This is a genomic window from Mesonia sediminis (assembly GCF_042684705.1).
GTDB lineage: Bacteria > Bacteroidota > Bacteroidia > Flavobacteriales > Flavobacteriaceae > Mesonia > Mesonia sediminis.
Map to the genome: position 1 here is coordinate 879,980 of NZ_JBHULZ010000041.1, position 24,196 is coordinate 904,175.

Genomic DNA, 24,196 nt, shown 5'->3' on the forward strand with positions numbered 1-24,196 from the left:
ATTTTTTTTAAAAAAAATAACATTTCAAACCAACACCCCCCCCTAAATAAGCATCTAAACAAAGCTTAAAGCGACAAAAATTGTATAAGCAATAAAAATCACAAATCCTTTATACCTAGTAAAAACAAATTTTTTAGGCAGGAAAATAAGAGGTAACAAGATTAATGCAAAACCCAGCATCCATAAAATATCCACACTTAATACTTGTTTAGACTGCATTACAATTGGTTTTATGATAGCCGTTAGACCCAGTACAGAAGCTATATTAAATATATTTGAACCAATGAGGTTACCTAAAGACAAAGCTTTTTCTTTCTTTAGGGCAGCAATTACAGAGGCTGCTAATTCAGGAACACTGGTCCCAATAGCAATCATAGTTACCGAGATAACTCGCTCACTAACGCCTATAGCCTCGGCAAGATCGACCGCTCCATTAACGAGCAGCTCCGAACCAAAATACAAAGCACTTATCCCAATTATTAACCAAGCAATTATTTTAAAAGAACTCGTTGTTTGCAGCGCTTCATCTACTTCGTCAGGAATCACTTCGGCATTTTTTCGAGCTCTTCGAATTAATAAAATCAAATAAGCTATAATTCCCAATAAAAATACCAAGCCTTCAAATCTACTTATTGTGCCATCATTAGCTAAAAAACCGTAAAGCAGTAATGAGAGGCTTATCATTACAGGCCAGTTGAACTTATAGAAATCTTTATCTATTGCTAAATCACCAATTATGGCTGTAATACCTAGAACCAGCCCTATATTAGCGATATTAGACCCAATTACATTCCCCAGACTTATATCCGAAAACCCTTCTAAGGCTGCTTGTAAACTCACCAATAATTCGGGCATAGAGGTAGCAAAAGACACTACCGTAAGCCCAATTACCATTTTTGATATATTAAATTTGAAAGATAGTGCTACAGATGATCTAACCAAAAATTCGCCGCCAACAACTAGCAAGGTTAGCCCGATTAAAATAAAAAGTACAGACATTTATTTTTTTTGCGAATATACAATTTTTACAAGTTTTAAGCGGTAATCCTAACTACTTCGATAAATAATTATTCTCCGTTCCAAATAGGTAATGGATTATATTATTATTAAATTTCCTCTATAAAAAACAACCAATAAACATGAAAAAATTAATTTTTAAAAGTCTGGCCCGTCTCAACAAAAAGGTGTTGCCTAGTTACTCTAAAAAAGGCCTACAAATTGAAAAAGCAAGTAAATTACAGCTAGCAATAATTGCTTATAGAGCTTGGGTGCTCAAAAACGCCTTAAAGTAATATTGACTCAATAAGAAAGTAAACTATAGACTTCTTTTTCACCCAATCGTTTTCGCCCTTCCAAATTGACCAGTTCAAGTAGAAAATTGCATTGCACTACTTCGCCGCCCAGCCTCTCTATTAATCTTAGAGCTGCACTAGCAGTGCCGCCCGTAGCCAAAACATCATCATGCAAAAGTACTCGATCTCCTTTCTTTATTGCATCCTGATGTATCTCAACCTGATCTTGCCCGTACTCTAGAGAATAGGTTTCCGCTAAGGTTTTATAAGGCAATTTATTAGCTTTTCTCACCATTACAAATCCCGCATGAAGCTCAACTGCCAACATGCTAGCAAAAATAAATCCTCTAGACTCAATACCTACCACTTTATCAATCTGTAGCTCCCCAATACCTGCTTTAAATTCAGCTAGAGTTTTTTTAAGAGCATCAGGATGCTGTAGGAGAGGAGTAATATCTTTATACATTATCCCAGGTTTAGGAAAATCTACGATATCTCTTATATACTCATTTAAATTCATTTCACTTTATTTTCTTAATTAGTAGCTTAACGGAATTGCCTTTACTTAATAACGATAAAAGTAAACAAAAAATAGTTCAATAAATTTTTGCAGTATGGTATTATTAGTATATATTTGCACCCGCAACCAGAAATGGTAGTACAATTAAGGCCTCGTGGCGCAACTGAATAGCGCATCTGATTACGGCTCAGAAGGTTGCAGGTTTGAATCCTGCCGAGGTCACAAATAAGTATTAAATCTCACTTCACACCAATTACGATTGAGTTTGAATGTGAGATTTTTTTTTATTTTGAAGACAAAGACAATAAAGACGGATCAAGGACATTTTCTGGGTTTTTGAGTTTTTAAGCAAATAATTTTTCGAGGATTAATAAGAAAAATTCGGGTTTTCCTACTCCTCTTAATTGTGCTCTAAAAGCTTTAATTTTAGCATTAAAAGATTCCGTCAAGGAAAATTGCAATGGTATTAAAAAATTTTAACTATAAAGAGATCTAGATTCTTGTTAATACACTTAAAAAAAATGCTCTTCAGGTTAAACAAGTTGCTTAGATACAATAGCACTCTATGCGCGTCATAATGGTTTATTACAATCATTACACCCAAAGTCTTTCAACTTTTTGTAAATGACACAATAAAAAAACCACGCTAATAGCGCGGTTTTTTAAAAATTTTATTGAAATAACTATTTAGTCACTTCACCCTCCCAAACTGAAAAGCCTCCTTCCAAATTAAAGGTAGAACTAAAACCCAATTGATCCATAATTTGACAGGCCTGAGCACTCCTTCCTCCGGCTTTACAATACACATAAAAGTTTTTAGATTTATCTAATTCTTGTGTGTTATTCATAAAATCTTGTGGCTCTTGAATATTTGCTAAAATTGCACCAGGTATATAGCCCTCTTCATATTCTTCTGGAGTTCTCACATCTAACAATACGGCATTTTCATCCTTGGCCAGTTGATTTCTCCAAGTTTCTTGATCTAAATTTTTCATGTCACCTATTTTTTAACCTCCGCAAAGTTAATCAAATTTAAAACACCTCAAATAATCTACAAAAGCAAAATTTCAGTAAAGCTTTAAAGTATAAAAAAAACAACTTAATTTTGCGCCATATAAATGAAAAGCATTACACCTCAATCTAATCACGTTTTAATTATAGACAATCATGATAGTTTTGTCTATAATCTCGCCCACTACATCGAAATGAATAACTTCATCCCGATTGTAAAAAGACCTGGGCTAATCGACCTAAATTCAATTGCAAATTACAATCATATTTTAATTTCACCAGGCCCCGGACTTCCTTATGAGACACCGTTGCTTGCAGAAGTTATAAAAAAATATGGCAGCACCAAAAACATATTGGGGGTATGTTTAGGACATCAAGCTATAGCTGAATTTTTAGGTGCCGAATTATACAACTTAAAGGCAGTTCACCACGGAGTATCCTCAAGAATTACAAAGACAAATGCACCAAACCGTTTATTAATGGGACTACCAACGGAGTTTGACGTGGCCCGATACCACTCCTGGGCAGTAAGAGACCTGCCAGATTGTTTAATCTCTACCAGTTATGACAAGGAAGGATGCATTATGTCTTTTGAACATAAAGAGTTTAGGTTATTTGGCGTTCAATTTCACCCCGAATCTATTCTTACACCTTTGGGCATGAATATTCTTAAAAATTGGTTAACATATTAAAAATAAAAAACATTTAACCGAAAATAATAATGATTTAACTTTTTTTTGATAATTCAACAACAATAACTTATTTTTTTGATTATTTTCACACGAATTGCATTTTATAATTATTAATAATTCACAATAGTGAAATTTAAAGAATCCATACACCACCATTACATTTTAGAAGAAATTCTGTTAGAACATGGTAATTTTTATTTTTGTGCAGACTTTATTGTGGCTGAAATAAAGCCAGAGGTGTTATGGAATTGGGAAAAAGCTAAAGGTCTTATTTCAATTGCCCGAGATTTTTATAAAGAGGGTATTCCTAATTTATATATCTCAAATAAAATAAATGAATACGCCATTGATCCCATGGTTTGGAAAAAAGTAATTGACACCCTTGGTCCTACCCACTACATTGCAATTTCCCGCACCACATCTTCAAAAGTAAATCTATTATTCGAAGAAATGTTTTACAAAGGAAACATACTGCAAGTTGAAGACCTAAATGAGGCTATAAATTGGTTTAAAAACAATAAAAATCTTTTAAAGAAGAATAAGATTTAACAAGACGTTATATACATTTAAAGTGCTAATTAATAGCTTTTTAAGTATCTTTATCGTATTAAATCGTATTAACTTTAAGCACTTCAAATTTGGTTAGGTGTTTTAGATTAGATGAAGCTTAGGTTAATACAGAAATCGGGGTTTTTTTAAATCCCGATTTTTTTTTTGCACACGCTATATTCGTTAACTTCAGGTTAAAATTTTCTTACAGCTGCACACTAATCTGTACATTTAATTTAAACCACGCAAATGAAACCATTCATTTGCCTATAAAAATTAAAAATTATGAGAAAATTAATGCTATCGGCCTTTTTATTAGGCCTATTTGCCACAAGTTTTGTAGGCTGTAGAGAAAAAAGCGCTACCGAAAAAGCTGCAGACGATATAGAAAATGCAGCCGAAGATGTGGGCGATGAAATTGAAGATGCAGTAGATTAAGCAAACGTAAACTACAAACCATAAGCACTCTGGCTTACCAGAGTGCTTTTTTTGTCTAAAAACAAAATAGCTAGTTGCATAATAATTGCTAAATTTGTTACACTTACAAACTAAAACAGCTATGACCCAATATAAAAATAGTCTAGAATTTGCTAAAGAACAAGACGCCAAAGATCCATTAGCAAAATTTAGAGATGAATTTTATTTTCCTCAAAACAATCAAAATCAAAATCAAATATACCTTTGCGGCAATTCTCTAGGATTGCAACCCAAAAGAACTCAAGAATACATCAACCAAGAATTAAAAGATTGGGCGAAATACGGTGTTGAAGGACACACCTTAGCTAAAAATCCCTGGGTGCCGTATCACGAGATACTTACCAACAAAATGGCTAAAATTGTAGGTGCAAAACCTAAAGAAGTGGTGATGATGAATACCCTTACGGTTAACCTGCATTTGATGATGGTTAGTTTTTATAGACCTACAGATAGAAAATTTAAAATATTAATTGAAAAAGATGCTTTCCCTTCAGACCGTTATGCAGTAGAATCGCAATTGCGTTTTCACGGAATTAGTCCAGAAGAAGGACTATTGTTATGGGAACCACCTGAGGGTGAAGAATTATGCCGATTTGAAGATTTACAAAAGATTATCGAAGAGCAAGGCAATCGAATTGCCTTAATGATGATAGGCAGCACTAATTATTATACAGGACAATCTTTTCCGCTTAAAAAAATTGTACAATTAGGTCACCAACATGAGATAAATGTAGGATTTGATTTAGCGCACGGTGCGGGAAATATCCAACCTAATTTACATAAAACAGGAGCAGATTTTGCAGTGTGGTGTTCATATAAGTACCTCAACAGCGGTCCTGGCAGCGTAGGCGGTTGCTTTGTTCACGAAAGACATGAAAACGATTTAAAACTACCTAGATTTGCAGGATGGTGGGGCCACGACAAAGAATCAAGATTTAATATGCGCCAAGACTTTGACCCAATCCCAGGAGCAGAGGGCTGGCAATTAAGCAATCCCCCTATTCTATCTCTTGCTGCTATAAATGCCTCTCTAAGTTTATTTGAAGAGGCTGGTTTTGATAAGCTAATTCAAAAATCAAAAAATCTAACTGGTTATCTTGAATTCCTAATTAAAGATTTACAAGATAATCGCATTCAAATAATAACACCATCAAATTTCGATGAGCGAGGTTGCCAACTTTCCTTAAAATTGACAGGGGTTAGCAAATCCCTTTTTGACAACTTAATCAAAGACGGTGTAATAACAGATTGGCGAGAACCTAATGTAATTCGAATCGCTCCAGCACCTCTTTATAATAATTATGAAGATGTCTTTAAAATGGTTCAATCTTTAAAAAAACACTTAGGTTAAGATGCAAGAAAAATCAACATTAATTATAGGAGCTGGTTTATGTGGTAGCTTATTAGCATTACGTTTAGCTCAAAAAGGCTATCAAGTAAAATTAATTGAAAAAAGGCCAGATCTAAGAAAAACTGAGATTTCGGCAGGTAGGTCAATCAATCTTGCTTTGTCCAATCGTGGCTTAAAGGCTATGAAACTAGCAGGAATTGAAGAAAAGGTTAAAGAATTGTGTATTCCGATGCACGGCCGCATGATTCACCAAAAGGACCGAGACGAATTTCTATCTCCTTATAGCGGATTAACCTCAGAGTACATCAACTCTATTTCGAGGACTGGTTTAAACGCACTGCTTTTAAATGAGGCCGAAAAATTACCAAATGTAGAAATCCTATTTAACCACACTTGTCTTGACGTAGACTTAGTGGCCGCCTCGGCCATGTTTAAAGATGAAACTAGCCAAGAAAAAAAGCAGTTTAAGGCAGATGTGATTTTTGGAGCAGATGGAGCAGGTTCTGTAGTTAGAAAAAGTATGTGGGAAGACCGCTTATTTCTATTTAGTTTGTCGCAAAATTTTCTCACTCACGGTTACAAAGAGTTAAGCATACCTCCAACAAAAGATGGCGGCTACAGGCTAGAAAAAAACGCTTTACACATTTGGCCAAGAGGAGAAAATATGGTTATTGCGCTGCCTAATCTAGACGGTAGCTTTACGGTTACCCTTTTTATGGCTTATGAAGGAGGAGAATACAACTTAAACAACCTAAACACTCCAGAAAAAGTAGACGCTTATTTTAAAGAAACATACCCCTCTGCACACCCGCATATGCCAACACTTACTCAAGATTTTTTTGAAAATCCAACGAGTCCGCTGGGCACCGTTAAATGCTATCCTTGGAGTTGCTCAGGAAAAACTTTACTCATTGGTGATGCAGCGCACGCAATTGTTCCGTTTTACGGACAAGGCATGAATGCTTCTTTTGAAGACGTGGTAGTGCTAGACAAAATTCTCGATGAAAACCCAAAATCTGATTGGAAATTTATCTTTGATACTTATCAAAAAGAACGTAAAGCCGATGCTGATGCTATTGCCGATTTAGCTATTGATAATTTTCATGAAATGAAATCTCATACGGCTGCAAAAATTTTTCAACAAAAGAGAAAAATCGAAACAGCTTTAGAGCAAAAACACCCTAAAGACTATGCTTCAAAATATAGACTGGTTACTTTTAGAGAAGATTTAGGTTATAACGAAGCAATGAAAAAGGGCCGAGCACAAGATAAAGCCATATTGAGTTTGCTAAATAAAGGAGAAATCAATACCGAAATGAATTTAGAAGATGTGCTTCAAAAAATTAATCAAGAGACACAGGAAATCTTAAATGAAGATGCCATCCTTAGCGGGATGTAAACCAACAGTACATGAATTTAGATAAAGTTGCCCATTTAATTGACCAGGCCACCTTAAAGGCTAAGCCCATACAGCAAAAAGATTTTCCTGATTTAAGTCTGCAAGATGCTTATACCGTACAACGCAAAACCATAAATTTGCGACTAGAGCGAGGTGAGCATATAACGGGATTTAAATTAGGTTTTACTTCTCGTGCAAAAATGGAGCAAATGGGTGTGCACGATCTAATCTGGGGCTTCTTAACTAGTGGCATGCAAATCAATCCGTTTAGCGAAGTAGATTTAAACAAATATATTAAACCAAATGCTGAGCCTGAAATTGCATTTCGGGTATCTCAGCCTATTACAGAATCTATACCATTAAAAGACGTCCCTAGATATATTGATAAGATGGCCGTGGCCATCGAATTAATAGATACCAGGTATAAAAAATTCACCTTCTCTTTAGAAGATTTGGTTGCCGATAATTGCTCATCTGCTGGATACTGCATTGGCGAATGGCAAGATCTTCAAGAAGATATCAGCGATTTACCCATCGCCTTAATGGCAAACAACAAAGTGCTAGAACAAGGCTGTTCATCTGCAATTTTAAACAACCCATTGCAGCCCATTATAGAACTAAGCCGATTAGCCTCTAAAGTCGGCGTAAAAATAGCGCCTGGCCACATAATTTTGGCCGGAGCAGCTACCAAACATATACCTTTGCTGAAAAACAACGAAATAACAACACAAATAGATAAAATAGGAGCCGTAAGCTTCAGAACTAAATAAAGAAAAATGGCAGGAAAAGTAATAGAAGGAAAAGCTAAACCAAGAGGTAAATATCCACACATTAAGCGTGTAGGCGATTTCATTTACGTTTCGGGAACCAGCTCACGTAGAGCCGATAACACTTTTGAAGGTGTTGAAGTTGACGAAATGGGAACTACAAATTTAGATATTCGCAAACAAACTGCGGCGGTTTTAAACAACATTGATGCAATATTAAAAGAAGAAGGAGCTACTTTAAAAGACGTTGTAGATGTCACCTCTTTTTTGGTAAATATGAACGATTTTAAAGGCTACAATGAAACCTATGCTAAATTTTTTGATCAAGAAACAGGGCCAACCCGCACCACTGTAGCTGTGCACCAATTGCCACACCCTCATTTGTTGATTGAAATAAAAGTAATAGCTTATAAAAAACAAGCTTACGCCGGACATTAAAGAAGTTATATATAACTTCTTTAAAACCCTATTTTACTGCATAAAACTAGGGTTTTATTTTTATTTACATTTTTAAATCAGACCACCTAAAATTAAGCAATTATTATTTTAATTAGTTTAATATTTCAAAATTATAACGCCTCATATTTGATCTTCTGGCGTCTCAATTAAATAATTTAAGATAAGGAAAAACCAAGCATCCTAAAACAAGAAATTCTATATTTGTAGAAAACCAACTAATTGATGCTACGCATACAGAATTTTATCAACGGGAAACTAATTGATCCCGTTTCGAACAAATGGTTAGACAATATAAATCCTGCTTTAGGAGAAGTATATGGTCAAATACCTAACAGCCAAGAAGAAGACGTTCACCAAGCAGTGATTGCAGCAAATAAAGCATTTGGCAAGTGGTCAAATACCAGTATAGAAAATAGGAGCGAATGCTTATTAAGAATTGCTAATGGTATTGAAAAGCGTCTAGAAGAGTTTGCCCAAGCCGAATCTATAGACAATGGAAAACCCTTAAGTCTAGCTAAAAAAGTTGATATTCCTAGAGCTATTGCTAATTTCAGGTTTTTTGCCAAAGCTATAACTCAATATGCAAGTAAATCGCATCAAACGGTACACACCAACAGCATTAATTTCACCCTCAGAAAACCAGTAGGAATAGTTGGTTGCATTTCTCCTTGGAATCTACCACTCTATCTCTTTAGTTGGAAAATAGCACCAGCTTTGGCTGCAGGAAACTGTGTAATCGCAAAACCAAGCGAAGTAACTCCAGTCACTGCCTTTTTACTCAGTCAAGTTTGTCAAGAAGCTGGTTTACCACCAGGAGTTTTAAACATTGTACACGGATCGGGTGAACACTGCGGTCAAAATATCGTAGCACACCCCTCGATTAAAGCCATCTCATTTACGGGAGGCACTAACACAGGACAACATATAGCCCGTACGGCTGCACCCATGTTTAAAAAACTTTCGCTCGAACTAGGCGGTAAAAACCCCAACCTTGTTTTTGCAGATTGTGATTATGAAAAAATGTTAAAAACCACCCTTAATTCTTCATTTGCCAATCAAGGTCAAATTTGCCTTTGCGGAAGTAGAATTTACGTAGAAGAAAGTATTTTCGACAAATTCAAAAATGACTTCGTGGCGGCTACCAAAAAACTTATTGTGGGCGATCCCAAAAACCCCAATACAGATTTAGGAGCTTTGGTTTCTCAAGCCCATCTTGAAAAGGTTTATAATTACATAAAACAAATAAATTCCGCAGAAACTAAAGTTCTTGCGGGTGGAAATTTGGTGCATCCTAAAGGTTTTGAAAAAGGATATTTTTTAGAGCCTACCATCATAGAAGTTAACAACAACCAATGCCGCCTGAATCAAGAAGAAATTTTTGGTCCGGTAGTTACCTTAATGCCTTTTAAAACAGAAAAGGAAGCGTTAAAATTGGCCAACGAAGTTCGCTACGGACTTTCGGCAACGGTATGGACAAATGATATTAATAGGAGTATGCGTCTGAGCCAAGAAATTGAAGCCGGAATTGTTTGGGTAAACACCTGGTTGAACCGAGATTTGCGAACACCATTTGGGGGTGTAAAGGAAAGCGGAGTTGGGCGTGAAGGAGGTTTTGAAGCATTAGACTTTTTTACTGAACCCAAAAACGTTTGCATACAATACCAAGCATAAAAAAATAATTAAATCAACATGCAATTAAACTTAGAAAACAAAAACGCATTAATTTGCGGTAGTACAAGCGGAATAGGAAAAGAGACTGCAATAGCTCTCGCTCAAGAGGGAGCGCAAATTACCCTAGTTGCTAGAAATGAAGAAAGATTAAAAGCAACTTTAGCCGAATTAGCCACCAATCACGATCAAAAACACGATTATATCGTAGCTGATTTCTCTAAACCAGAAAAACTAGAAGCAAACCTTCAAGAGGCGTTGCGTAAAAAAGATTTCCATATACTTTTAAATAATACAGGCGGTCCCGCTGGTGGCAAAATCGCTGATGCCAAAACACAAGAGTTTATCAATGCCTTTAACCAGCATTTAATTTGCAACCACATTTTAGCACAAGCCGTACTCCCTGGAATGAAAAAAAGAGGTTTTGGCCGAATTATCAATGTAATTTCAACGTCGGTAAAGCAGCCTTTAGATGGGTTAGGCGTTTCTAACACGATTCGCGGTGCCGTGGCCAATTGGAGCAAAACGCTAGCCAATGAAGTAGGTGCTTTTGGCATCACAGTGAATAATGTATTACCCGGAGCTACAGCAACCGGCAGATTACAAGAAATCATAAGCAATAAGGCTCAAAAAACAGGAAAAACCCAAGAAGAAATTGAACAAAACATGCAACAAGCCGTGCCAGCAAAACGATTTGCACAACCACAAGAAATAGCTAATGCTATTTGTTTTTTAGCTAGTGAAAGCGCTGGTTATATCAACGGAATTAACCTACCTGTTGACGGTGGGCGTACCAAAAGCTTGTAATTAGAATGAAACTACACATAAGCTCTTAGAATCTATGGTATTAAACCCGTATTAATCGGTTACCTAAAAAACTTAAACCATGAAAAACAGACGATCTTTAAGAATTAACGGACACTCTCATTTACTACCCTATCCAGAAGAAATTCCGGCTTTTATGAAAGAAAAAGAAATTTTCTGGGTTGATGACGAACGCAAATACATGTTACAAAAAAACTGGAAGAGACCTGTAACCGATTCTAGTTTCTTCTTAGACGAAAAATTAGAGTGGATGGAACGGAATCAACTGGATCATGCTGTTGTGCTCAACCTTTCGCAGCTTTACGGAAACGGTTTAAGGGTTGAAGAGATGAAAAAAGCATTACGCTTTCAAAATGATTTTAATGCGCGTGTACAACATGACCATCCTAGTAAATTCACCTGTGGATTTGTGGTGCACCCCGGGTTTGTACGAAGTGCTTTATGGGAGATTGAGCGTTGCGTAGAAGAACTAGATATGCGTCTGCTTTGCTTACCAACACATTATATGGATAGCATTGGTACTTGGCGCTGTATTTTTGATGAAGAAAATGAACCTATTTTCGAATTAGCCAATCAATATAATTTAGCTGTTGAAATTCATCCATATGATGGTGAAAAGTTTATAAAACTAGAGAATACGGCTTGGCGCTTTCACTTAATTTGGATGCTGGCTCAATGTGCAGATGCTTATCATTTTTTAACTTTAAACGGTTACCCTGATAAATATCCTAATATGCGTGTATGTTTTGCCCACGGCGGACAGCTTGCTCAAATTAATCTAGGGCGAAGAATTCAAGGATTTGACGGCAGACCAGACTTGTTTAAAGGTAAAGTACACCCTAGAAAATCTGTGGGACATCCCAATATCTTCTTTGATACTTTGGTTCACGATACCGGCTCTTTAAAATTATTGGTAGAAAACCAAAAACCTCAACAGATTATCATGGGCTTAGATGATCCTTATCCATTAGGAGAAATGGAAAGCGACTCGCAGTCTTCTTATCCCGGAAAAATTCTAGATTTGGCTGTCGAGCGAAATATTTTAACAAGCGAGCAATGTACCGCTATTTGGGACGATAATATTATCCGTTGGTTATGCGGCAAAGATAAAGACGCTCAAGAAAAACTATTAAAAAGAATTTTAAATTAATGCATTTCTTACCAGAAGATATAGATCAATACACGGTGAATCATAGTTCACCCGAACCTGAACTTTTACAAAAACTCAATCGAGAAACCCATCAAAAAATTTTACAGCCACGCATGTTAAGTGGGCATTACCAAGGGAGGGTTTTAAGCATGTTAACTAAATTAATAAATCCTAAAAACATTCTAGAATTAGGAACCTATACCGGCTACTCTGCTCTTTGCTTGGCTGAAGGCATGCAAGCCGATGGCGTTTTACATACTATTGATAAAAATGAAGAGCTCTTTGATTTTCAAAGAAAATATTTTGACAAATCTTCTTGGGCTAAACAAATCATTCAACACCTAGGCGAAGCTAAACAAATTATTCCTCGACTTGATCTTAATTTTGATCTGGTATTTCTAGATGCTGATAAATGCAACTACCTCACCTATTTTGAGTTGATTGTTCCCAAGTTGAATTCAGGTGGAGTTATTCTTACCGACAACGTTCTTTGGAGCGGAAAAGTTACCAAAGCATTAAATCCAAATGATGAAGACACTCGGGTATTATTGGCCTACAACAAAAAAGTGAACGAAGATCCTCGGGTTGAAAGTGTAATGCTACCTATTAGAGATGGACTTACCATTACCCGAAAAAAATAAACACTTATAAATAGCGTTCTTTTAAGATATTTAGATGATGTTGGTTGTGCCCCGAAATGATCCAGAGCAAAATCCTAGGTGAAAAGGGGCAGTCGCTTGCTTCTAGCTCAAGATCAAGCTGTTCTACCTTCAATTGTTTCAACAACATAAAAGTATGCTCGCGTACCAATAAAAAATCAGCTTTAAGCTGGTCTAAACTAAGCAAATCGCTTGCATCATTGGCTGCAAAAGCATTCTCATCAAAACCGACTAATGCCGTTTGGTCTCCACGTAAAACTCTTAATAAACGATAAGAAAAAACCTGCTCGCAATCTATTATGTGTTGCCAAAGTTGCTTTATTGTCCATTTTTTTGGCGCATATCGATAATCTTCAAGTGATGCTGGTATATTTTTTAAAACATCTATACTCGCTTGCTTGGTGAGCGAAAGCGATTCTAAAACATACTCGCCTGGTGCGGTATCAAGATAATTTTGATAGTAGTAAGCGGCTTGACTGGGCTGAGGTTTATAAATCTTCATTGGCTAAATTAGGAGACATTTTTTTAACAAAAGCGTAAATTAATAATGCTATACTTACTCCTAGAATTGCTCCGGCTAAAAGATCTAATGGATAATGCACCCCCACATAGATACGGCTGCTGGCAAATAAAAAAGGCCATAAGTAAAGAAAATAAATCCAACTAAAGCGTTCTCTAAAAAGCAACACGAAATAAGTTGTAATGGCCATAGACGTTGAGGTATGTCCCGAAACAAAGCTAAAATAAGTTGGCTCTTGCAAAACCCGTATTAATTCTTTTAAACTATCTACTTGGTTGGGGCGTAACCGCTGTACACTAAATTTTATCAAACGAGTAATACCAAAAGTTACAGCGAAGCTTCCCAGGTAACCTAATAGTAGGTATTTACGACTAGCTGCATCTTTAAATTTGTAGAATATAAGACCTAGTAGAAACAAATATAAGGGAATCCAGAATTCTTCTTGGGTAACGAGAATCCAAAACTGATCGTATTGCTCTACCCCTAAACTATTAAGATAAATAAAAAGCTCTCTATCCCATTGTTTAATTTGATCTAGCATTAGCGACGTCTTCTTATCGCTCCTGTGATCTCCTCTATTTCTTCTTTTACCTTATCAACTTCATCGGTAATTTCTTTACCCCTAAAGTCTTCTAGATGCTCATTCGAGGTTTGCGTAATCTCATTTTTAATATCATTGGTGGCGTCTTTTATTTGACGCATACCCTGACCTAAGCCTCTGGCTATTTCAGGAATTTTATCGGCACCAAACACCATAACTAATATAAAAACTATAAAAGCTATTTCGGCTCCACTTATAAATAAAAAACTGATATACATAGTGCAAATATACGAGGGAATTTTCTCATAAAAAAAGCTCACCCGTTAAAGTGAGCTTTTTGGCTTAATTTTGTTGTTTTTTAAAGCGTTCAAATTCGTTTTCTTGCTTTTCTTTGGGCCAAGTATTATTGGTGGTATTTACATCGGCTGTTAGCTGATCTTTATCTACTTGTACTTTTACCAATTGAACTTGGCTAGCCAACACACGTTTTACCTGCCTATCATTTTTTCTCCAAATTTGTGCAGGATAGGTTACTTGCTCTTCCGAGCCATCGGCAAAAGTATAGGTTACTAAAATTGGCATTACCAATCCTCCGGGTTTTTCAAAGGTAATGGTATAAAAATAGTTAGGAACTTCAATGGCTTGCCGTTCTACTACCGTAAAGTTATCTAATAAGAACTCTTTTAAACGCGGTGCATTCTCAAGGGTCGTCTTACTTTTCATCTCATTGGTTAATTCGGTATCATTTTCGGGTACAACGTATAAGGCATCTATGTTTTTAGGATTTGTCACCCCATATTTTTGAAGAAAGGTTCTCCCAGAGGCCGTAGGTTGATCGGTTACATAGTATTTCTTTACGGATTCAATACCGATATCAACCACATCGGTAGTGTAAAACCAACCTCTCCAAAACCAGTCTAAATCTACACTCGAAGCATCTTCCATAGTTCTAAAGAAATCTTCTGGGGTGGGGTGTTTAAACATCCATCGCTGGGAATAGGTTCTAAAAGCATAATCAAAGAGCTCTCTACCCATTACTGTTTCTCTCAAAATATTAAGCGCCGTTGCTGGTTTACCGTACGCGTTATTCCCTAATTGATACACTTGCTCTGGATTACTCATTATGGGTGCAATAAAACTTTGATTGCCTTTCATATACGGCACTATTTTAGCAGGATCGCCTCTTCTTGACGGATATTTATTTAGTGGTTTAATAGCATTAGGATAGGTTTCGGCAAAATCTTGCTCAGCTACATATTGTACAAAAGTATTTATGCCTTCATCCATCCAACCCCATTGCCGCTCGTCACTATTTACAATCATTGGAAAAAAATTATGCCCAATTTCATGAATAATTACGCTTATCATTCCAAATTTCACTCGGTCTGAATAGCTGCCATCTTTTTCTGGTCGACCATAGTTCCAACAAATCATTGGGTATTCCATACCTTGTCTTTTGGCGTGAACAGAAATGGCTTTATGATAAGGATAATCAAAAGTCATTCGGCTATAGCTTTTAAGGGTTGAAGCTACCACTTTGGTAGAATACTCTTCCCATAGCGGGTTGCCTTCTTTAGGATATAAAGAAACCGCCATAACCGATTTATCACCAATTTTTACGGCCTGCATATCCCATATAAATTTACGCGAGCTTGCAAACGCAAAATCACGCACTTGTTTGGCTTCAAATTGCCAGGTTTTTGTTTTTTTAGAAAAACCTTTCTCTGCCTTTTCTGCCTCTTCTTGAGTTACGATGAAAACAGGTTTATCATAAGAATTTTTAGCTTTTTCAAAGCGTTCGATCATTTTTTTACTAAAAACCTTTTTTCTGTTTTTCAATTTACCTGTTGCGTCCAAAATATGATCTGCCGGTACAGTAATATTTACTTTATAATCGCCAAAAGGCAGGGCGAACTCACCACTACCCCAGAATTGGTAGTTTTGCCAGCCTTCAACATCATTATAAACGGCCATTCGAGGGAAAAACTGTGCAATCACATAAGCATAGTTCCCATCTTCCTCAAAATACTCGTAACCAGATCGACCACCATCGGTTACATGATTGTTTAGATTATACCACCATTTTATAGAAAATTGAAACTTATCACCTGGCTGCAAAGCTTTTGGTAAGTCTACACGCATCATAGTTTGGTGAATAGTATAGGTTAAAGCTTTGCCTTTATGACTAACCGATTCTATATTAAACCCTCCTTTAAAAGGCTGCTTAGCATAGGTAGAAACAAATCTATTCATGGGGGTTACCTCTGGTAATTTTTGAGACCTGATTAAATCACTTTTACCCTTTTCTCCTCTAATATTTTGGTCGAGTTGCACCCAAAGATAGGTTAGCTCATCGGGAGAATTGTTGGTATAAGTAATCGTTTCAAAACCAGATAGTTTTTGGTTTAGGTCATCTAGTTGAATATCCATGTCATAGTCGGCTGTATTTTGATAATAAGCCTCGCCTGGAGCACCAGAACCGGTGCGGTATTGATTAGGGGTGGAAAATTCATCATAGAGCTGCTTAAATTTGTTCTGGTTGGTATGTCCTGCCTCTACCCTATTTTTTTCTTGAGTCTCCTTTTTCTCTTGTGCATTACCAAAACCTATGCAAATCATAAAAATAAGAATGGTTTTGATAGCGTTTGTAGTATTCATAAGCTGAATTTTAAATTTGAATGCGCCCTTCTGGTTTTTCTTTTATCAGCAGCAGCGAATTGATATTACCATTCCGTGTAAAATGAAACAGATTTTTTTGAGTTTCGTATAATTCAATTAATAAAGTGTTTTTCACTTTAATATCATTTATGGTTCCCTCAAACTTCCCCTCAAAAAAACACACTATTCGGTCATCTTCAAACTTACTGCCAATATAGGTCAGGTTTTGATGGTGACCGTTGAAGTCAAGTCTAAATTTTTGATCAAAATATTGTTGAATAAAAATTTGAGTTTTTACGTCAAGTTCACCTGGAGTTAATCGTATAGACTTATCGTAGCGAGTTTGTAAAAGCAATTGAAAATCATCTACGAACAATCGACTAATTACTTGCACCTCTCCTTTCTCTTCTTTATGAATTACATCGGTTACGCTTACATAAAACTTATGCTTAGATAAGCTTGTAATTAAAATGAAACCCAAAATGATGGGCATAAAAAATAGTTTTGACTTCACTCAGTAATCTCTTTCCTCTTTAAATAGGTCATTTTTATGGATTTGAAAAATTCTAGCATCTGCAATTTATCTTTGTGACCTAACATTTCTTCAAAATTACTGAACTCTAAACAATAATATATAAAATCTTCGACAAAATATTCTGGAATTTCTAAGTCATTGATAAAATAATACTGTGAAAAAAGGGAGAATACTTCACTTACCTTTTGCTCTAGCTTTTCATAGGCTACTTGACGTTTAAGCACTTTTAATCTCCCAGAAATCATATTTAACAAAGGGTCTAACGGTAGACCCGAGCCACTGCTCATAGCGGTATACAACCGGCGTTCTGCCAAACTGGGCCTTTTAATAGTAGGAAAGCCAAGATCTTCATTCCGAAAAATAGGTTTTAATTCTAATTGATTCACATCGGTCTGCAAAATACCCTCAAGACTAATATTAGAAACCTCAACTTGCTCTAGTTCATTGATTAATGGAAACAAATAAACTTTTAATGTCTTTTCAAAAGATGCCTCTTTTACAAGCAACGAATAAGGCTCATATTGTAAAGAAGAAAATACCAATGTATCATTTGTTTTCGCTTGAATAGTAAATTGGCCGTCGGCTTGACTTACCACTCCTTTTTTGGTGTTTAAATTAACGATATTTACTTCACGTTGCGCAATAGAGTCGGCTATGATCATCCCTTTTATTGTGCGTAAACTTTGGGTTTGAGCAAAAGCATGGCTAGAGAAGATTAGCAGTAAAAATGCTAAAGGGTGAAACATTTGCGCAGTCATAAAACAAAAAAGGTATTAATGAAATGGAATTTAAAAAACTATCCCAATACTTTAAAAACGCATCATTTTTTTAATTGTTGCAATTTGAATTCTTCACTCTTTTCAATTAAATGCTCGATTAAATTTAATTCATTGCCTTTTTTAAAAAATTTTCTATCTATTTCTTCATTTTTTAAATAATCAATAAACGCTGGAATTCTATCGCTTGGCACCTCTATATATTGTTGAAAAAATGGACTTTGTTCAAGCGCCATAAGTTCTTTATCTAAATTCTGATTCTCTTTTTCACGGCTTCCTTTCACAATTGCCTTAATCATGTTTGTGAAATTGAGACCATTGGTGAGGTAACTTTTTTCGATGGCTATATTCTCGACAGCCGATTGTTCATCTGGCCTAAATTTATATCGAAAAGTATAAGCATCCTCGTTAAAATCTGGTCGTGCTTGCTTCACCTCCTCAAGGTTTATTTTTTGAACATCGGCAATTACATCCCCCGAAAGGTTATAGGGCTTTACCGTAACTTCTTCTAAAACATTTTCAGAGCCCTTAATCTTAATATTTATAATTTTATTATCTATTACGCCTTGGTCAACAATAACCTTAAAATCTTCAAATTGCACAGAAGAAACCAAAAGCTGATCATTAAGACCTACTTTAATTATAAATTCGCCGTTATCACTAGTAAATACACCACTAGCTGTATTTAAATCGTAAATAAGTACATCATTTAAATTAAAATTATCGTCTAACATTATTTTACCCTTTACAAAAACACGCGAGTCTATCTGTGCGTATAGGCTACTGGATAATAGAAGAAGTAGAAGTACAATTTTTTTCATAAGTAAGCTAATATCAGGTTAAATTAGGCATAAACTTTTGTGTTCGTTGCCAAATCAAATAAATTTACCTAAAATTTATGAAAAATTAAATACTTATGAATAGTATTATTGCAAGTACGTCTACGGTTCATGGATCGAGTTACCTAGAATATCTCAAACCCGAATTAGAAATTCTTTTTAACGGATGTAAATCGATTTTATTTATACCTTTTGCAAGACCTGGAGGTATTACACACGAAGAATATACAGAAAAAGCTAAACAAGGATTGTCTTTTCTAAAAGACACAACGATTGTAGGATTACATACTTTTAAAAATTATACCGAAGCCATTCAATCTGCCGAGGCTATATTTACCGGAGGTGGTAATACTTTTTTATTAACCAAACAGTTACACGAAAACAACTTATTAACTCCTTTAAGAGAGAAGATACTAAGAGGCATGCCTTATTTAGGTACTAGTGCAGGGAGTAATATATGCGGTAAAACCATAAGTACTACCAACGATATGCCCATCGTATATCCGCCTAGTTTTGAAGCTCTTGGTATTTTAAACTTTAATATAAATCCGCATTATCTAGATCCAGATCCTCACTCCACCCATAAAGGCGAAACCCGCGAAACAAGAATATTAGAGTTTTTAAACCTTAACTCAACACCCGTCGTAGGGTTACGCGAAGGCAGCTGGATAAGAATTCAAGGAAATTCTTGCTTACTTAAAGGAAAACTAAATGCACGCCTTTTTATACCCAATGAAAAACCAAAGGAGATCGCACCAGATTTTAATTTTAATACCCTAGGATAAATGAACTACCAAGCCATATTAAATATTATAGAAAAAGACTTAGTAAATTATGACGATTTAGGTAAGGTAGCAGACTATATCCCAGAGTTAGCTTTTGTACCCCGTCATAAATTTGGCATGAATTTGGCTTGCATTAGCGGTGAAAATTTTGGTTTTGGTGATCATCAAGAAACCTTTAGTATACAAAGTATCTCGAAGGTATTTACCTTAGCTTTGGCCAAGAAATATGCGAAAGGTATTTGGAAACGAGTAGACGTTGAGCCCTCTGGTAATGCTTTTAACTCTTTAATGCAACTCGAACAGGATAAGGGGGTTCCTAGAAACCCTTTTATAAACTCAGGTGCTTTGGTAATTGCCGATATTCTGGTAAGTACATTCGACAACCCAAAACAAGTTTTATTAGATTTTGTACACGAAATAACCAACGATACCAGTATTGCTTATGATGAAGAGGTCGCTGCCTCAGAAAAAAAGACGGGCTACAGGAATGTGGCGCTTGTAAATTATATGAAAGCGCTAGGAAACATTCGCAACGAGATAGATTTGGTGTTAGATTTTTATTTTCACCAATGTTCGCTAGCTATGTCTTGCAAACAACTTGCAAATGCTTTCATGGTTTTTACGAATGATGGTATTTTATTACACAATAATAAGCAAATACTAAAAGAAAATAGTACCAAACGAATCAATGCCCTTATGCAAACTTGTGGTTTTTATGACGAGGCAGGTGAATTCAGCTTTCGTGTAGGTTTACCTGGTAAAAGTGGCGTTGGTGGCGGCATTGTTGCTATTCATCCAGATAAGTACAGTGTAGCGGTATGGAGTCCTCCTTTAAACGAACATGGCAATTCTGAGAAGGGTATGCGGGCATTAGAAGAGTTAACCAGTTTAACAGGGCTCTCTATTTTTTAAAAAAAAATCCGCTTAAAGCGGATTTAATTAAGAGCGGGAGACCAGGTTCGAACTGGCGACATTCAGCTTGGAAGGCTGACGCTCTACCAACTGAGCTACTCCCGCAAGTGGGGCAAATATACATAAGATTTTGACTTTGCAAAAGAAAAAATTAATTTTATACCACCAAAAGTAGTGTAAACCAAAGGAAATCTTAGCTAGAAGGTTTTAAAGAATATAAGTATGGAGCAAAAAATTAAACACAGAGAAAACGAAACCAATGGGGTTTTTTATATGCCGAGTGACAAGGGAGTCCTTGCAGAACTTTCTTATTTTAAAAAAGGTCAAAATATAATTGTAATTGATCACACCGAAACAAAAAAAGGACACGAAGGTCAGGGTTTTGCTTCTAAACTTTTAGAAAAAGCCGTTCGTTTTGCACAAGAAAATCAGCTAAAAATAGATCCGCTTTGCCCCTTTGCCGAGGTAAAATTTGAACAGAATGAAGAATACCAAAAATTAAGAGCTTAAATGCAGGTAAAAATCATACCAGCCAAAGCGGTTTTACCTATAAGGCAAGAAGTTTTAAGGCCAAATTTAGGGCTAAAAGATTGTATATTTGAGGGTGATTTGTGTAAAGAAACCCTTCATTTTGGGGTTTTTTCAAAGAATCAACTCATTGGGGTCGCTACTTTGTTTGTATCTGATAGTGCGTTCTATAAAACAGGTAAATGTTATCAACTACGGGGTATGGCAGTTTGCAAAAAGCACCAAAGAACGGGAGCGGGACATTTTTTAATGCAACATATTTTAAATCACTGCAAGCAACAAAAGGTCGAAAAAATTTGGTGGAATGCCCGTGTAAAGGCTGTGCCGTTTTACTTGAAATTTGATACCGAAATAATAAGCGACATATTTACCATTGCTGGAATTGGTGAGCATTACAAAATGCAAAAAGTATTTTGATTTGAATAGACGTGATTTTATAAAAACCAGTATAGCATTGGCAGGTAGCTCTAGTTTACCATTCATCACTTATAGCCAGTTAATAGACAGTCAAGAACTTTTGGGTTTACGCAAGCCACTTTTAGTGGGAAGTAAGCATATGCTCAGAAAACAAGCTCATCTTGATTTTATGCGTATGAAAAAAGAAGCTAGAAAAGCAGGAATAATAATCCAAGCCGTATCTAGTTACCGAAGCTTTAATAGACAGAAAAGCATTTGGAATAAAAAATACAATCAGCTTATTAATCAAGGTCTATCCAAGGAAGCAAGTATTCATCGTATACTCGAATACTCCACTTTACCCGGCACTTCTCGTCATCATTGGGGAACGGAAATTGATATCGTTGATGCCACTAAACCCTTCCCTAAAGAAATTTTAATTCAAAAAAACTATGAAACCCATGGTGTTTATCATTCTTTAAAATGCTGGATGGATGAACATAGCCAAAAATACAATTGGATGCTTACCTACCCCAACGAAACAAAGCGTACTGGCTTTTCTTATGAACCTTGGCATTATTCTTATCAACCTTTGAGTCAAGCCTATTTAAGCAAGTTTTTGAAAATTGATTTGGATGATTTTTACCTAAATAGAAAAGACATCAACGGTTTTGAAATGTTAAGCGCTGACTTACTCAACCAGTACGTCAAAACGCACGTTCTAGGAGTAAATGAATTACTCTTACCCGATTGATTTTACCTCAATAATTTAGTGTATTAGAATATATGTTATGTAAATTTGTATAAAATTTCATCAAGTATGTCAGAAAAAGCTATTTTACTCATTTTAGATGGATGGGGCCAAACACAAGATGCAAATGTTTCTGCAATTGAGCAGGCTAAAACCCCTTGCTTTGACCATTTAATTAAAAACTATCCCAACTCAAATATTAGGACAGACGGTGAACACGTAGGACTACCATCTGGCCAAATGGGTAATAGCGAGGTAGGTCATCTTAACCTTGGCGCAGGAAGAATTGTCTATCAAGATTTAGCTAAAATAAACAAAGCCGTAGCGAATAAATCTCTTCTTGATGAGCCTGTTCTTGAGCAAGCTTTTGATTACGCTGTAAAAAATGATAAATCCATTCATTTTTTAGGTTTGCTAAGTGATGGCGGAGTTCATTCGCATATCAATCATTTAAAAGGATTATTAGAAGCTGCGCATAGTTTTGGCGTAACACGAAAACGGGTACACGCCTTTACCGATGGACGAGATGTCGATCCGCATTCAGCAAAATCTTATATTCAAGACTTAGATGCTACCCTTGAGAAAACAAACTCTTTATTAGCGTCTGTGATTGGGCGATATTATGCAATGGATAGAGATAAACGCTGGGAGCGTATAAAAAAAGCTTATGATTTATTGGTGTATGGGAAAGGCCATTTAACACATGACATTCTTAGCGCAATAGATCAAAGTTATAAAAATGATATAACCGATGAATTTTTGGAGCCTCATTTCTTAGCGCACAAAGCAGAAACACGCATTCAGGAAGGTGATGTAGTTATTTTCTTTAACTTTAGAACCGATCGCGGTAGACAGCTGACCCAAGTTTTATCTCAAGAAGAAAATCGTGAATATAACTTGAAGCCTTTGCCTTTGTATTATGTGACGATGACGCAATATGATGATAATTTTAAAAATATTAATGTCGTTTTTTCAAAAGGCCATATAAAGGCCACACTGGGTGAGGCACTTTCTTTTATGGGCAAAACGCAATTGCGGGCGGCCGAAACAGAAAAATATCCGCATGTTACTTTTTTCTTCTCTGGCGGACGAGAAACACCATTCCCTGGAGAGGAACGCATACTGGTAAACTCTCCCCAAGTTGCAACCTATGACCTCAAACCCGAAATGAGTGCCCCTGAGTTAACTGAAAGTTTAGTAGACCGTATACAAGAAAATGACATCGATTTCTTTTGCATTAATTTTGCCAATCCAGATATGGTGGGTCATACAGGAAGTCTACCAGCCGCCATTAAAGCTTGTGAAACGGTAGACACCTGTTTGAGTAAGATAATTGAGGCTGCCAAAGAAAATTACCATATTTTGGTACTTGCTGATCATGGGAATTGCGAAAAAATGAAAAATGAAGATGGAAGTCCGAACACCTCACATACTACCAACCCTGTACCTTGCATTCTTATTTCAAATAAATCAAAAAAATTAAAAGACGGCATTTTGGGAGATATAGCTCCTACTATTCTCGACCTAATGCAATTAGACAAACCAGAATTAATGACCCAACAATCACTTTTAATCTAATGAAAAAAACAATCTTACTTCTAGCCTCACTTGCCCTTTGGTCTTGTGGAACCGCTACAAAGAATACAATTCAAGAAACTCAAACAGAAGCGACTAGTTATAAAGACTTAAACAATTACGCTTTTACCGGTGATTTTGAGGTAGAAGACATCAAACATTCAAAACACAAAGCTTGGTTTGAAGCTGGATATACTAATTTTAAGCTTAGCGAATCAGAGAAGAAAACACTTAAAAAGCACCTTAAGAAATATGAAATTATTGGTTTTATTGGAACTTGGTGCCCAGATAGTAAGAGAGAATATCCTAAACTTATAAAATTACTCGACGAAGTTGACTTTGAGTCAGAAGATTTTAAAATTTATGCGGTTAACCGAATGAAAAAAACAAGTGAGGGTATAGAGCAAAAATTCAACATCAGGTATGTGCCTACATTCATTTTTATCAATAAAAAAACCGGAGAAGAGACAGGCCGATATGTTGAAAGACCAAATGAGAATTTTATAAAAGACATCATTCAAATCGTTACCCAACAAAATTACACCCCTTATCGTTAAAATA

General features: G+C 35.9%; 29 protein-coding genes and 2 tRNA genes. 20 read left to right on the top strand and 11 right to left on the bottom strand.

Annotation, left to right across the window (positions count from 1 at the left end; translation table 11 throughout):
* Positions 1-54: 54 nt before the first annotated feature.
* Positions 55-999, bottom strand: a complete 945-nt coding sequence (locus ACFSQ0_RS12035; RefSeq protein WP_379048596.1) for a calcium/sodium antiporter — start codon at positions 997-999, stop codon at positions 55-57.
* Between the two features lie 140 nt (positions 1,000-1,139).
* Here ACFSQ0_RS12035 and ACFSQ0_RS12040 point away from each other — a divergent pair, with 140 nt between their 5' ends.
* A complete protein-coding gene (locus tag ACFSQ0_RS12040; protein WP_379048598.1) occupies positions 1,140-1,292 on the top strand; it encodes an SsrA-binding protein in 153 nt (50 codons plus the stop codon).
* Positions 1,293-1,299: 7 nt separating this feature from the next.
* Here the strand turns inward: ACFSQ0_RS12040 and ACFSQ0_RS12045 are convergent, their stop codons facing one another.
* Positions 1,300-1,812, bottom strand: coding sequence for an adenine phosphoribosyltransferase (locus tag ACFSQ0_RS12045; protein ID WP_379048600.1), 513 nt, complete (start codon positions 1,810-1,812; stop codon positions 1,300-1,302).
* 148 nt (positions 1,813-1,960) lie between these two features.
* On the opposite strand from ACFSQ0_RS12045, the gene ACFSQ0_RS12050 reads away from it, so the two are divergent.
* Positions 1,961-2,034: transfer RNA gene (locus ACFSQ0_RS12050), tRNA-Arg, on the top strand.
* A gap of 461 nt (positions 2,035-2,495) precedes the next feature.
* Here ACFSQ0_RS12050 and ACFSQ0_RS12060 read toward each other — a convergent pair.
* Positions 2,496-2,807, bottom strand: a complete 312-nt coding sequence (locus ACFSQ0_RS12060; protein WP_379048602.1) for a rhodanese-like domain-containing protein — start codon at positions 2,805-2,807, stop codon at positions 2,496-2,498.
* Positions 2,808-2,930: 123 nt separating this feature from the next.
* On the opposite strand from ACFSQ0_RS12060, the gene ACFSQ0_RS12065 reads away from it, so the two are divergent.
* The 11 genes from ACFSQ0_RS12065 (at position 2,931) to ACFSQ0_RS12115 (ending at position 12,801) form a co-directional block, all read left to right on the top strand.
* Entirely contained in the window at positions 2,931-3,515 is a 585-nt protein-coding gene (locus ACFSQ0_RS12065; RefSeq protein WP_379048604.1) for an anthranilate synthase component II, read from the top strand.
* Positions 3,516-3,641: 126 nt separating this feature from the next.
* Complete coding sequence (locus tag ACFSQ0_RS12070) at positions 3,642-4,064, top strand: hypothetical protein (RefSeq protein WP_379048606.1); 423 nt, start codon at positions 3,642-3,644, stop codon at positions 4,062-4,064.
* 285 nt (positions 4,065-4,349) lie between these two features.
* On the top strand, positions 4,350-4,502 hold the full coding sequence (locus ACFSQ0_RS12075) for a hypothetical protein (protein WP_379048608.1): 153 nt from the start codon (positions 4,350-4,352) through the stop codon (positions 4,500-4,502).
* 121 nt (positions 4,503-4,623) lie between these two features.
* Positions 4,624-5,892, top strand: coding sequence for a kynureninase (kynU, locus tag ACFSQ0_RS12080; RefSeq protein ID WP_379048610.1), 1,269 nt, complete (start codon positions 4,624-4,626; stop codon positions 5,890-5,892).
* 1 nt (position 5,893) lies between these two features.
* Positions 5,894-7,291 (top strand): FAD-dependent oxidoreductase, encoded by a 1,398-nt coding sequence (locus ACFSQ0_RS12085; RefSeq protein WP_379048612.1) that lies wholly within the window; start codon positions 5,894-5,896, stop codon positions 7,289-7,291.
* A gap of 11 nt (positions 7,292-7,302) precedes the next feature.
* The gene (locus ACFSQ0_RS12090) at positions 7,303-8,061 is read left to right on the top strand and encodes a 2-keto-4-pentenoate hydratase (protein ID WP_379048614.1); all 759 of its coding nucleotides are present in this window, start codon (positions 7,303-7,305) and stop codon (positions 8,059-8,061) included.
* Positions 8,062-8,067: 6 nt separating this feature from the next.
* Positions 8,068-8,496, top strand: coding sequence for a RidA family protein (locus ACFSQ0_RS12095; RefSeq protein WP_379048616.1), 429 nt, complete (start codon positions 8,068-8,070; stop codon positions 8,494-8,496).
* A 243-nt stretch (positions 8,497-8,739) separates the two neighbouring features.
* Positions 8,740-10,188 (top strand): aldehyde dehydrogenase, encoded by a 1,449-nt coding sequence (locus tag ACFSQ0_RS12100; protein ID WP_379048618.1) that lies wholly within the window; start codon positions 8,740-8,742, stop codon positions 10,186-10,188.
* 18 nt (positions 10,189-10,206) lie between these two features.
* Positions 10,207-10,992 carry an SDR family oxidoreductase gene (locus ACFSQ0_RS12105; RefSeq protein WP_379048620.1) on the top strand — a complete coding sequence of 262 codons (786 nt, stop codon included), beginning with the start codon at positions 10,207-10,209 and terminating at the stop codon, positions 10,990-10,992.
* 79 nt (positions 10,993-11,071) lie between these two features.
* Positions 11,072-12,160 (top strand): amidohydrolase family protein, encoded by a 1,089-nt coding sequence (locus ACFSQ0_RS12110; protein ID WP_379048622.1) that lies wholly within the window; start codon positions 11,072-11,074, stop codon positions 12,158-12,160.
* On the top strand, positions 12,160-12,801 hold the full coding sequence (locus tag ACFSQ0_RS12115; protein WP_379048624.1) for an O-methyltransferase: 642 nt from the start codon (positions 12,160-12,162) through the stop codon (positions 12,799-12,801). Before ACFSQ0_RS12110 ends, ACFSQ0_RS12115 begins: the two co-directional genes overlap by 1 nt.
* A 4-nt stretch (positions 12,802-12,805) precedes the next feature.
* Here the strand turns inward: ACFSQ0_RS12115 and ACFSQ0_RS12120 are convergent, their stop codons facing one another.
* The 7 genes from ACFSQ0_RS12120 to ACFSQ0_RS12150 all read right to left on the bottom strand — a co-directional run bounded on the left by ACFSQ0_RS12120 (position 12,806) and on the right by ACFSQ0_RS12150 (position 18,670).
* Complete coding sequence (locus tag ACFSQ0_RS12120; RefSeq protein WP_379048625.1) at positions 12,806-13,321, bottom strand: DinB family protein; 516 nt, start codon at positions 13,319-13,321, stop codon at positions 12,806-12,808.
* Entirely contained in the window at positions 13,308-13,880 is a 573-nt protein-coding gene (locus tag ACFSQ0_RS12125; RefSeq protein WP_379048627.1) for a phosphatase PAP2 family protein, read from the bottom strand. Before ACFSQ0_RS12125 ends, ACFSQ0_RS12120 begins: the two co-directional genes overlap by 14 nt.
* Positions 13,880-14,158: a Sec-independent protein translocase subunit TatA/TatB gene (locus ACFSQ0_RS12130; protein WP_147861401.1), complete on the bottom strand. Its 279-nt coding sequence runs from the start codon at positions 14,156-14,158 to the stop codon at positions 13,880-13,882. Before ACFSQ0_RS12130 ends, ACFSQ0_RS12125 begins: the two co-directional genes overlap by 1 nt.
* A 64-nt stretch (positions 14,159-14,222) precedes the next feature.
* A complete protein-coding gene (locus tag ACFSQ0_RS12135; protein ID WP_379048629.1) occupies positions 14,223-16,538 on the bottom strand; it encodes a M1 family metallopeptidase in 2,316 nt (771 codons plus the stop codon).
* 10 nt (positions 16,539-16,548) lie between these two features.
* Positions 16,549-17,031 (bottom strand): DUF6702 family protein, encoded by a 483-nt coding sequence (locus tag ACFSQ0_RS12140; protein WP_379048631.1) that lies wholly within the window; start codon positions 17,029-17,031, stop codon positions 16,549-16,551.
* A gap of 17 nt (positions 17,032-17,048) precedes the next feature.
* Entirely contained in the window at positions 17,049-17,819 is a 771-nt protein-coding gene (locus tag ACFSQ0_RS12145; protein WP_379048633.1) for a hypothetical protein, read from the bottom strand.
* Between the two features lie 74 nt (positions 17,820-17,893).
* Positions 17,894-18,670 carry a hypothetical protein gene (locus ACFSQ0_RS12150; protein WP_379048635.1) on the bottom strand — a complete coding sequence of 259 codons (777 nt, stop codon included), beginning with the start codon at positions 18,668-18,670 and terminating at the stop codon, positions 17,894-17,896.
* A 95-nt stretch (positions 18,671-18,765) separates the two neighbouring features.
* On the opposite strand from ACFSQ0_RS12150, the gene pepE reads away from it, so the two are divergent.
* Together pepE and ACFSQ0_RS12160 are read left to right on the top strand one after the other, a co-directional pair.
* Positions 18,766-19,473, top strand: a complete 708-nt coding sequence (pepE, locus tag ACFSQ0_RS12155; protein WP_379048637.1) for a dipeptidase PepE — start codon at positions 18,766-18,768, stop codon at positions 19,471-19,473.
* Positions 19,474-20,385: a glutaminase gene (locus tag ACFSQ0_RS12160; RefSeq protein WP_379048638.1), complete on the top strand. Its 912-nt coding sequence runs from the start codon at positions 19,474-19,476 to the stop codon at positions 20,383-20,385.
* A gap of 32 nt (positions 20,386-20,417) precedes the next feature.
* On the opposite strand, the gene ACFSQ0_RS12165 is transcribed toward ACFSQ0_RS12160, so the two are convergent.
* Positions 20,418-20,490 (bottom strand) — tRNA-Gly (locus ACFSQ0_RS12165).
* A 117-nt stretch (positions 20,491-20,607) separates the two neighbouring features.
* On the opposite strand from ACFSQ0_RS12165, the gene ACFSQ0_RS12170 reads away from it, so the two are divergent.
* The 5 genes from ACFSQ0_RS12170 (at position 20,608) to ACFSQ0_RS12190 (ending at position 24,192) form a co-directional block, all read left to right on the top strand.
* Complete coding sequence (locus ACFSQ0_RS12170; protein WP_379048640.1) at positions 20,608-20,895, top strand: GNAT family N-acetyltransferase; 288 nt, start codon at positions 20,608-20,610, stop codon at positions 20,893-20,895.
* Entirely contained in the window at positions 20,896-21,330 is a 435-nt protein-coding gene (locus ACFSQ0_RS12175) for a GNAT family N-acetyltransferase (protein ID WP_379048642.1), read from the top strand.
* Position 21,331: 1 nt separating this feature from the next.
* The gene (locus tag ACFSQ0_RS12180; protein ID WP_379048644.1) at positions 21,332-22,063 is read left to right on the top strand and encodes a M15 family metallopeptidase; all 732 of its coding nucleotides are present in this window, start codon (positions 21,332-21,334) and stop codon (positions 22,061-22,063) included.
* Positions 22,064-22,129: 66 nt separating this feature from the next.
* The gene (gene gpmI / locus ACFSQ0_RS12185; protein ID WP_379048646.1) at positions 22,130-23,638 is read left to right on the top strand and encodes a 2,3-bisphosphoglycerate-independent phosphoglycerate mutase; all 1,509 of its coding nucleotides are present in this window, start codon (positions 22,130-22,132) and stop codon (positions 23,636-23,638) included.
* Positions 23,638-24,192 carry a TlpA family protein disulfide reductase gene (locus tag ACFSQ0_RS12190; protein ID WP_379048648.1) on the top strand — a complete coding sequence of 185 codons (555 nt, stop codon included), beginning with the start codon at positions 23,638-23,640 and terminating at the stop codon, positions 24,190-24,192. Before gpmI ends, ACFSQ0_RS12190 begins: the two co-directional genes overlap by 1 nt.
* The last annotated feature ends 4 nt before the right edge of the window (positions 24,193-24,196 follow it).

Excerpts from the sequence above, each read along its gene's own strand:
- ACFSQ0_RS12035 (WP_379048596.1), bottom strand. The coding sequence starts at position 999 with ATGTCTGTACTTTTTATTTTAATCGGGCTAACCTTGCTAGTTGTTGGC.
- ACFSQ0_RS12040 (WP_379048598.1), top strand. The coding sequence starts at position 1,140 with ATGAAAAAATTAATTTTTAAAAGTCTGGCCCGTCTCAACAAAAAGGTG.
- ACFSQ0_RS12045 (WP_379048600.1), bottom strand. The coding sequence starts at position 1,812 with ATGAATTTAAATGAGTATATAAGAGATATCGTAGATTTTCCTAAACCT.
- ACFSQ0_RS12060 (WP_379048602.1), bottom strand. The coding sequence starts at position 2,807 with ATGAAAAATTTAGATCAAGAAACTTGGAGAAATCAACTGGCCAAGGAT.
- ACFSQ0_RS12065 (WP_379048604.1), top strand. The coding sequence starts at position 2,931 with ATGAAAAGCATTACACCTCAATCTAATCACGTTTTAATTATAGACAAT.
- ACFSQ0_RS12075 (WP_379048608.1), top strand. The coding sequence starts at position 4,350 with ATGAGAAAATTAATGCTATCGGCCTTTTTATTAGGCCTATTTGCCACA.
- kynU (WP_379048610.1), top strand. The coding sequence starts at position 4,624 with ATGACCCAATATAAAAATAGTCTAGAATTTGCTAAAGAACAAGACGCC.
- ACFSQ0_RS12085 (WP_379048612.1), top strand. The coding sequence starts at position 5,894 with ATGCAAGAAAAATCAACATTAATTATAGGAGCTGGTTTATGTGGTAGC.
- ACFSQ0_RS12090 (WP_379048614.1), top strand. The coding sequence starts at position 7,303 with ATGAATTTAGATAAAGTTGCCCATTTAATTGACCAGGCCACCTTAAAG.
- ACFSQ0_RS12095 (WP_379048616.1), top strand. The coding sequence starts at position 8,068 with ATGGCAGGAAAAGTAATAGAAGGAAAAGCTAAACCAAGAGGTAAATAT.
- ACFSQ0_RS12100 (WP_379048618.1), top strand. The coding sequence starts at position 8,740 with ATGCTACGCATACAGAATTTTATCAACGGGAAACTAATTGATCCCGTT.
- ACFSQ0_RS12105 (WP_379048620.1), top strand. The coding sequence starts at position 10,207 with ATGCAATTAAACTTAGAAAACAAAAACGCATTAATTTGCGGTAGTACA.
- ACFSQ0_RS12110 (WP_379048622.1), top strand. The coding sequence starts at position 11,072 with ATGAAAAACAGACGATCTTTAAGAATTAACGGACACTCTCATTTACTA.
- ACFSQ0_RS12115 (WP_379048624.1), top strand. The coding sequence starts at position 12,160 with ATGCATTTCTTACCAGAAGATATAGATCAATACACGGTGAATCATAGT.
- ACFSQ0_RS12120 (WP_379048625.1), bottom strand. The coding sequence starts at position 13,321 with ATGAAGATTTATAAACCTCAGCCCAGTCAAGCCGCTTACTACTATCAA.
- ACFSQ0_RS12125 (WP_379048627.1), bottom strand. The coding sequence starts at position 13,880 with ATGCTAGATCAAATTAAACAATGGGATAGAGAGCTTTTTATTTATCTT.
- ACFSQ0_RS12130 (WP_147861401.1), bottom strand. The coding sequence starts at position 14,158 with ATGTATATCAGTTTTTTATTTATAAGTGGAGCCGAAATAGCTTTTATA.
- ACFSQ0_RS12135 (WP_379048629.1), bottom strand. The coding sequence starts at position 16,538 with ATGAATACTACAAACGCTATCAAAACCATTCTTATTTTTATGATTTGC.
- ACFSQ0_RS12140 (WP_379048631.1), bottom strand. The coding sequence starts at position 17,031 with ATGCCCATCATTTTGGGTTTCATTTTAATTACAAGCTTATCTAAGCAT.
- ACFSQ0_RS12145 (WP_379048633.1), bottom strand. The coding sequence starts at position 17,819 with ATGTTTCACCCTTTAGCATTTTTACTGCTAATCTTCTCTAGCCATGCT.
- ACFSQ0_RS12150 (WP_379048635.1), bottom strand. The coding sequence starts at position 18,670 with ATGAAAAAAATTGTACTTCTACTTCTTCTATTATCCAGTAGCCTATAC.
- pepE (WP_379048637.1), top strand. The coding sequence starts at position 18,766 with ATGAATAGTATTATTGCAAGTACGTCTACGGTTCATGGATCGAGTTAC.
- ACFSQ0_RS12160 (WP_379048638.1), top strand. The coding sequence starts at position 19,474 with ATGAACTACCAAGCCATATTAAATATTATAGAAAAAGACTTAGTAAAT.
- ACFSQ0_RS12170 (WP_379048640.1), top strand. The coding sequence starts at position 20,608 with ATGGAGCAAAAAATTAAACACAGAGAAAACGAAACCAATGGGGTTTTT.
- ACFSQ0_RS12175 (WP_379048642.1), top strand. The coding sequence starts at position 20,896 with ATGCAGGTAAAAATCATACCAGCCAAAGCGGTTTTACCTATAAGGCAA.
- gpmI (WP_379048646.1), top strand. The coding sequence starts at position 22,130 with ATGTCAGAAAAAGCTATTTTACTCATTTTAGATGGATGGGGCCAAACA.
- ACFSQ0_RS12190 (WP_379048648.1), top strand. The coding sequence starts at position 23,638 with ATGAAAAAAACAATCTTACTTCTAGCCTCACTTGCCCTTTGGTCTTGT.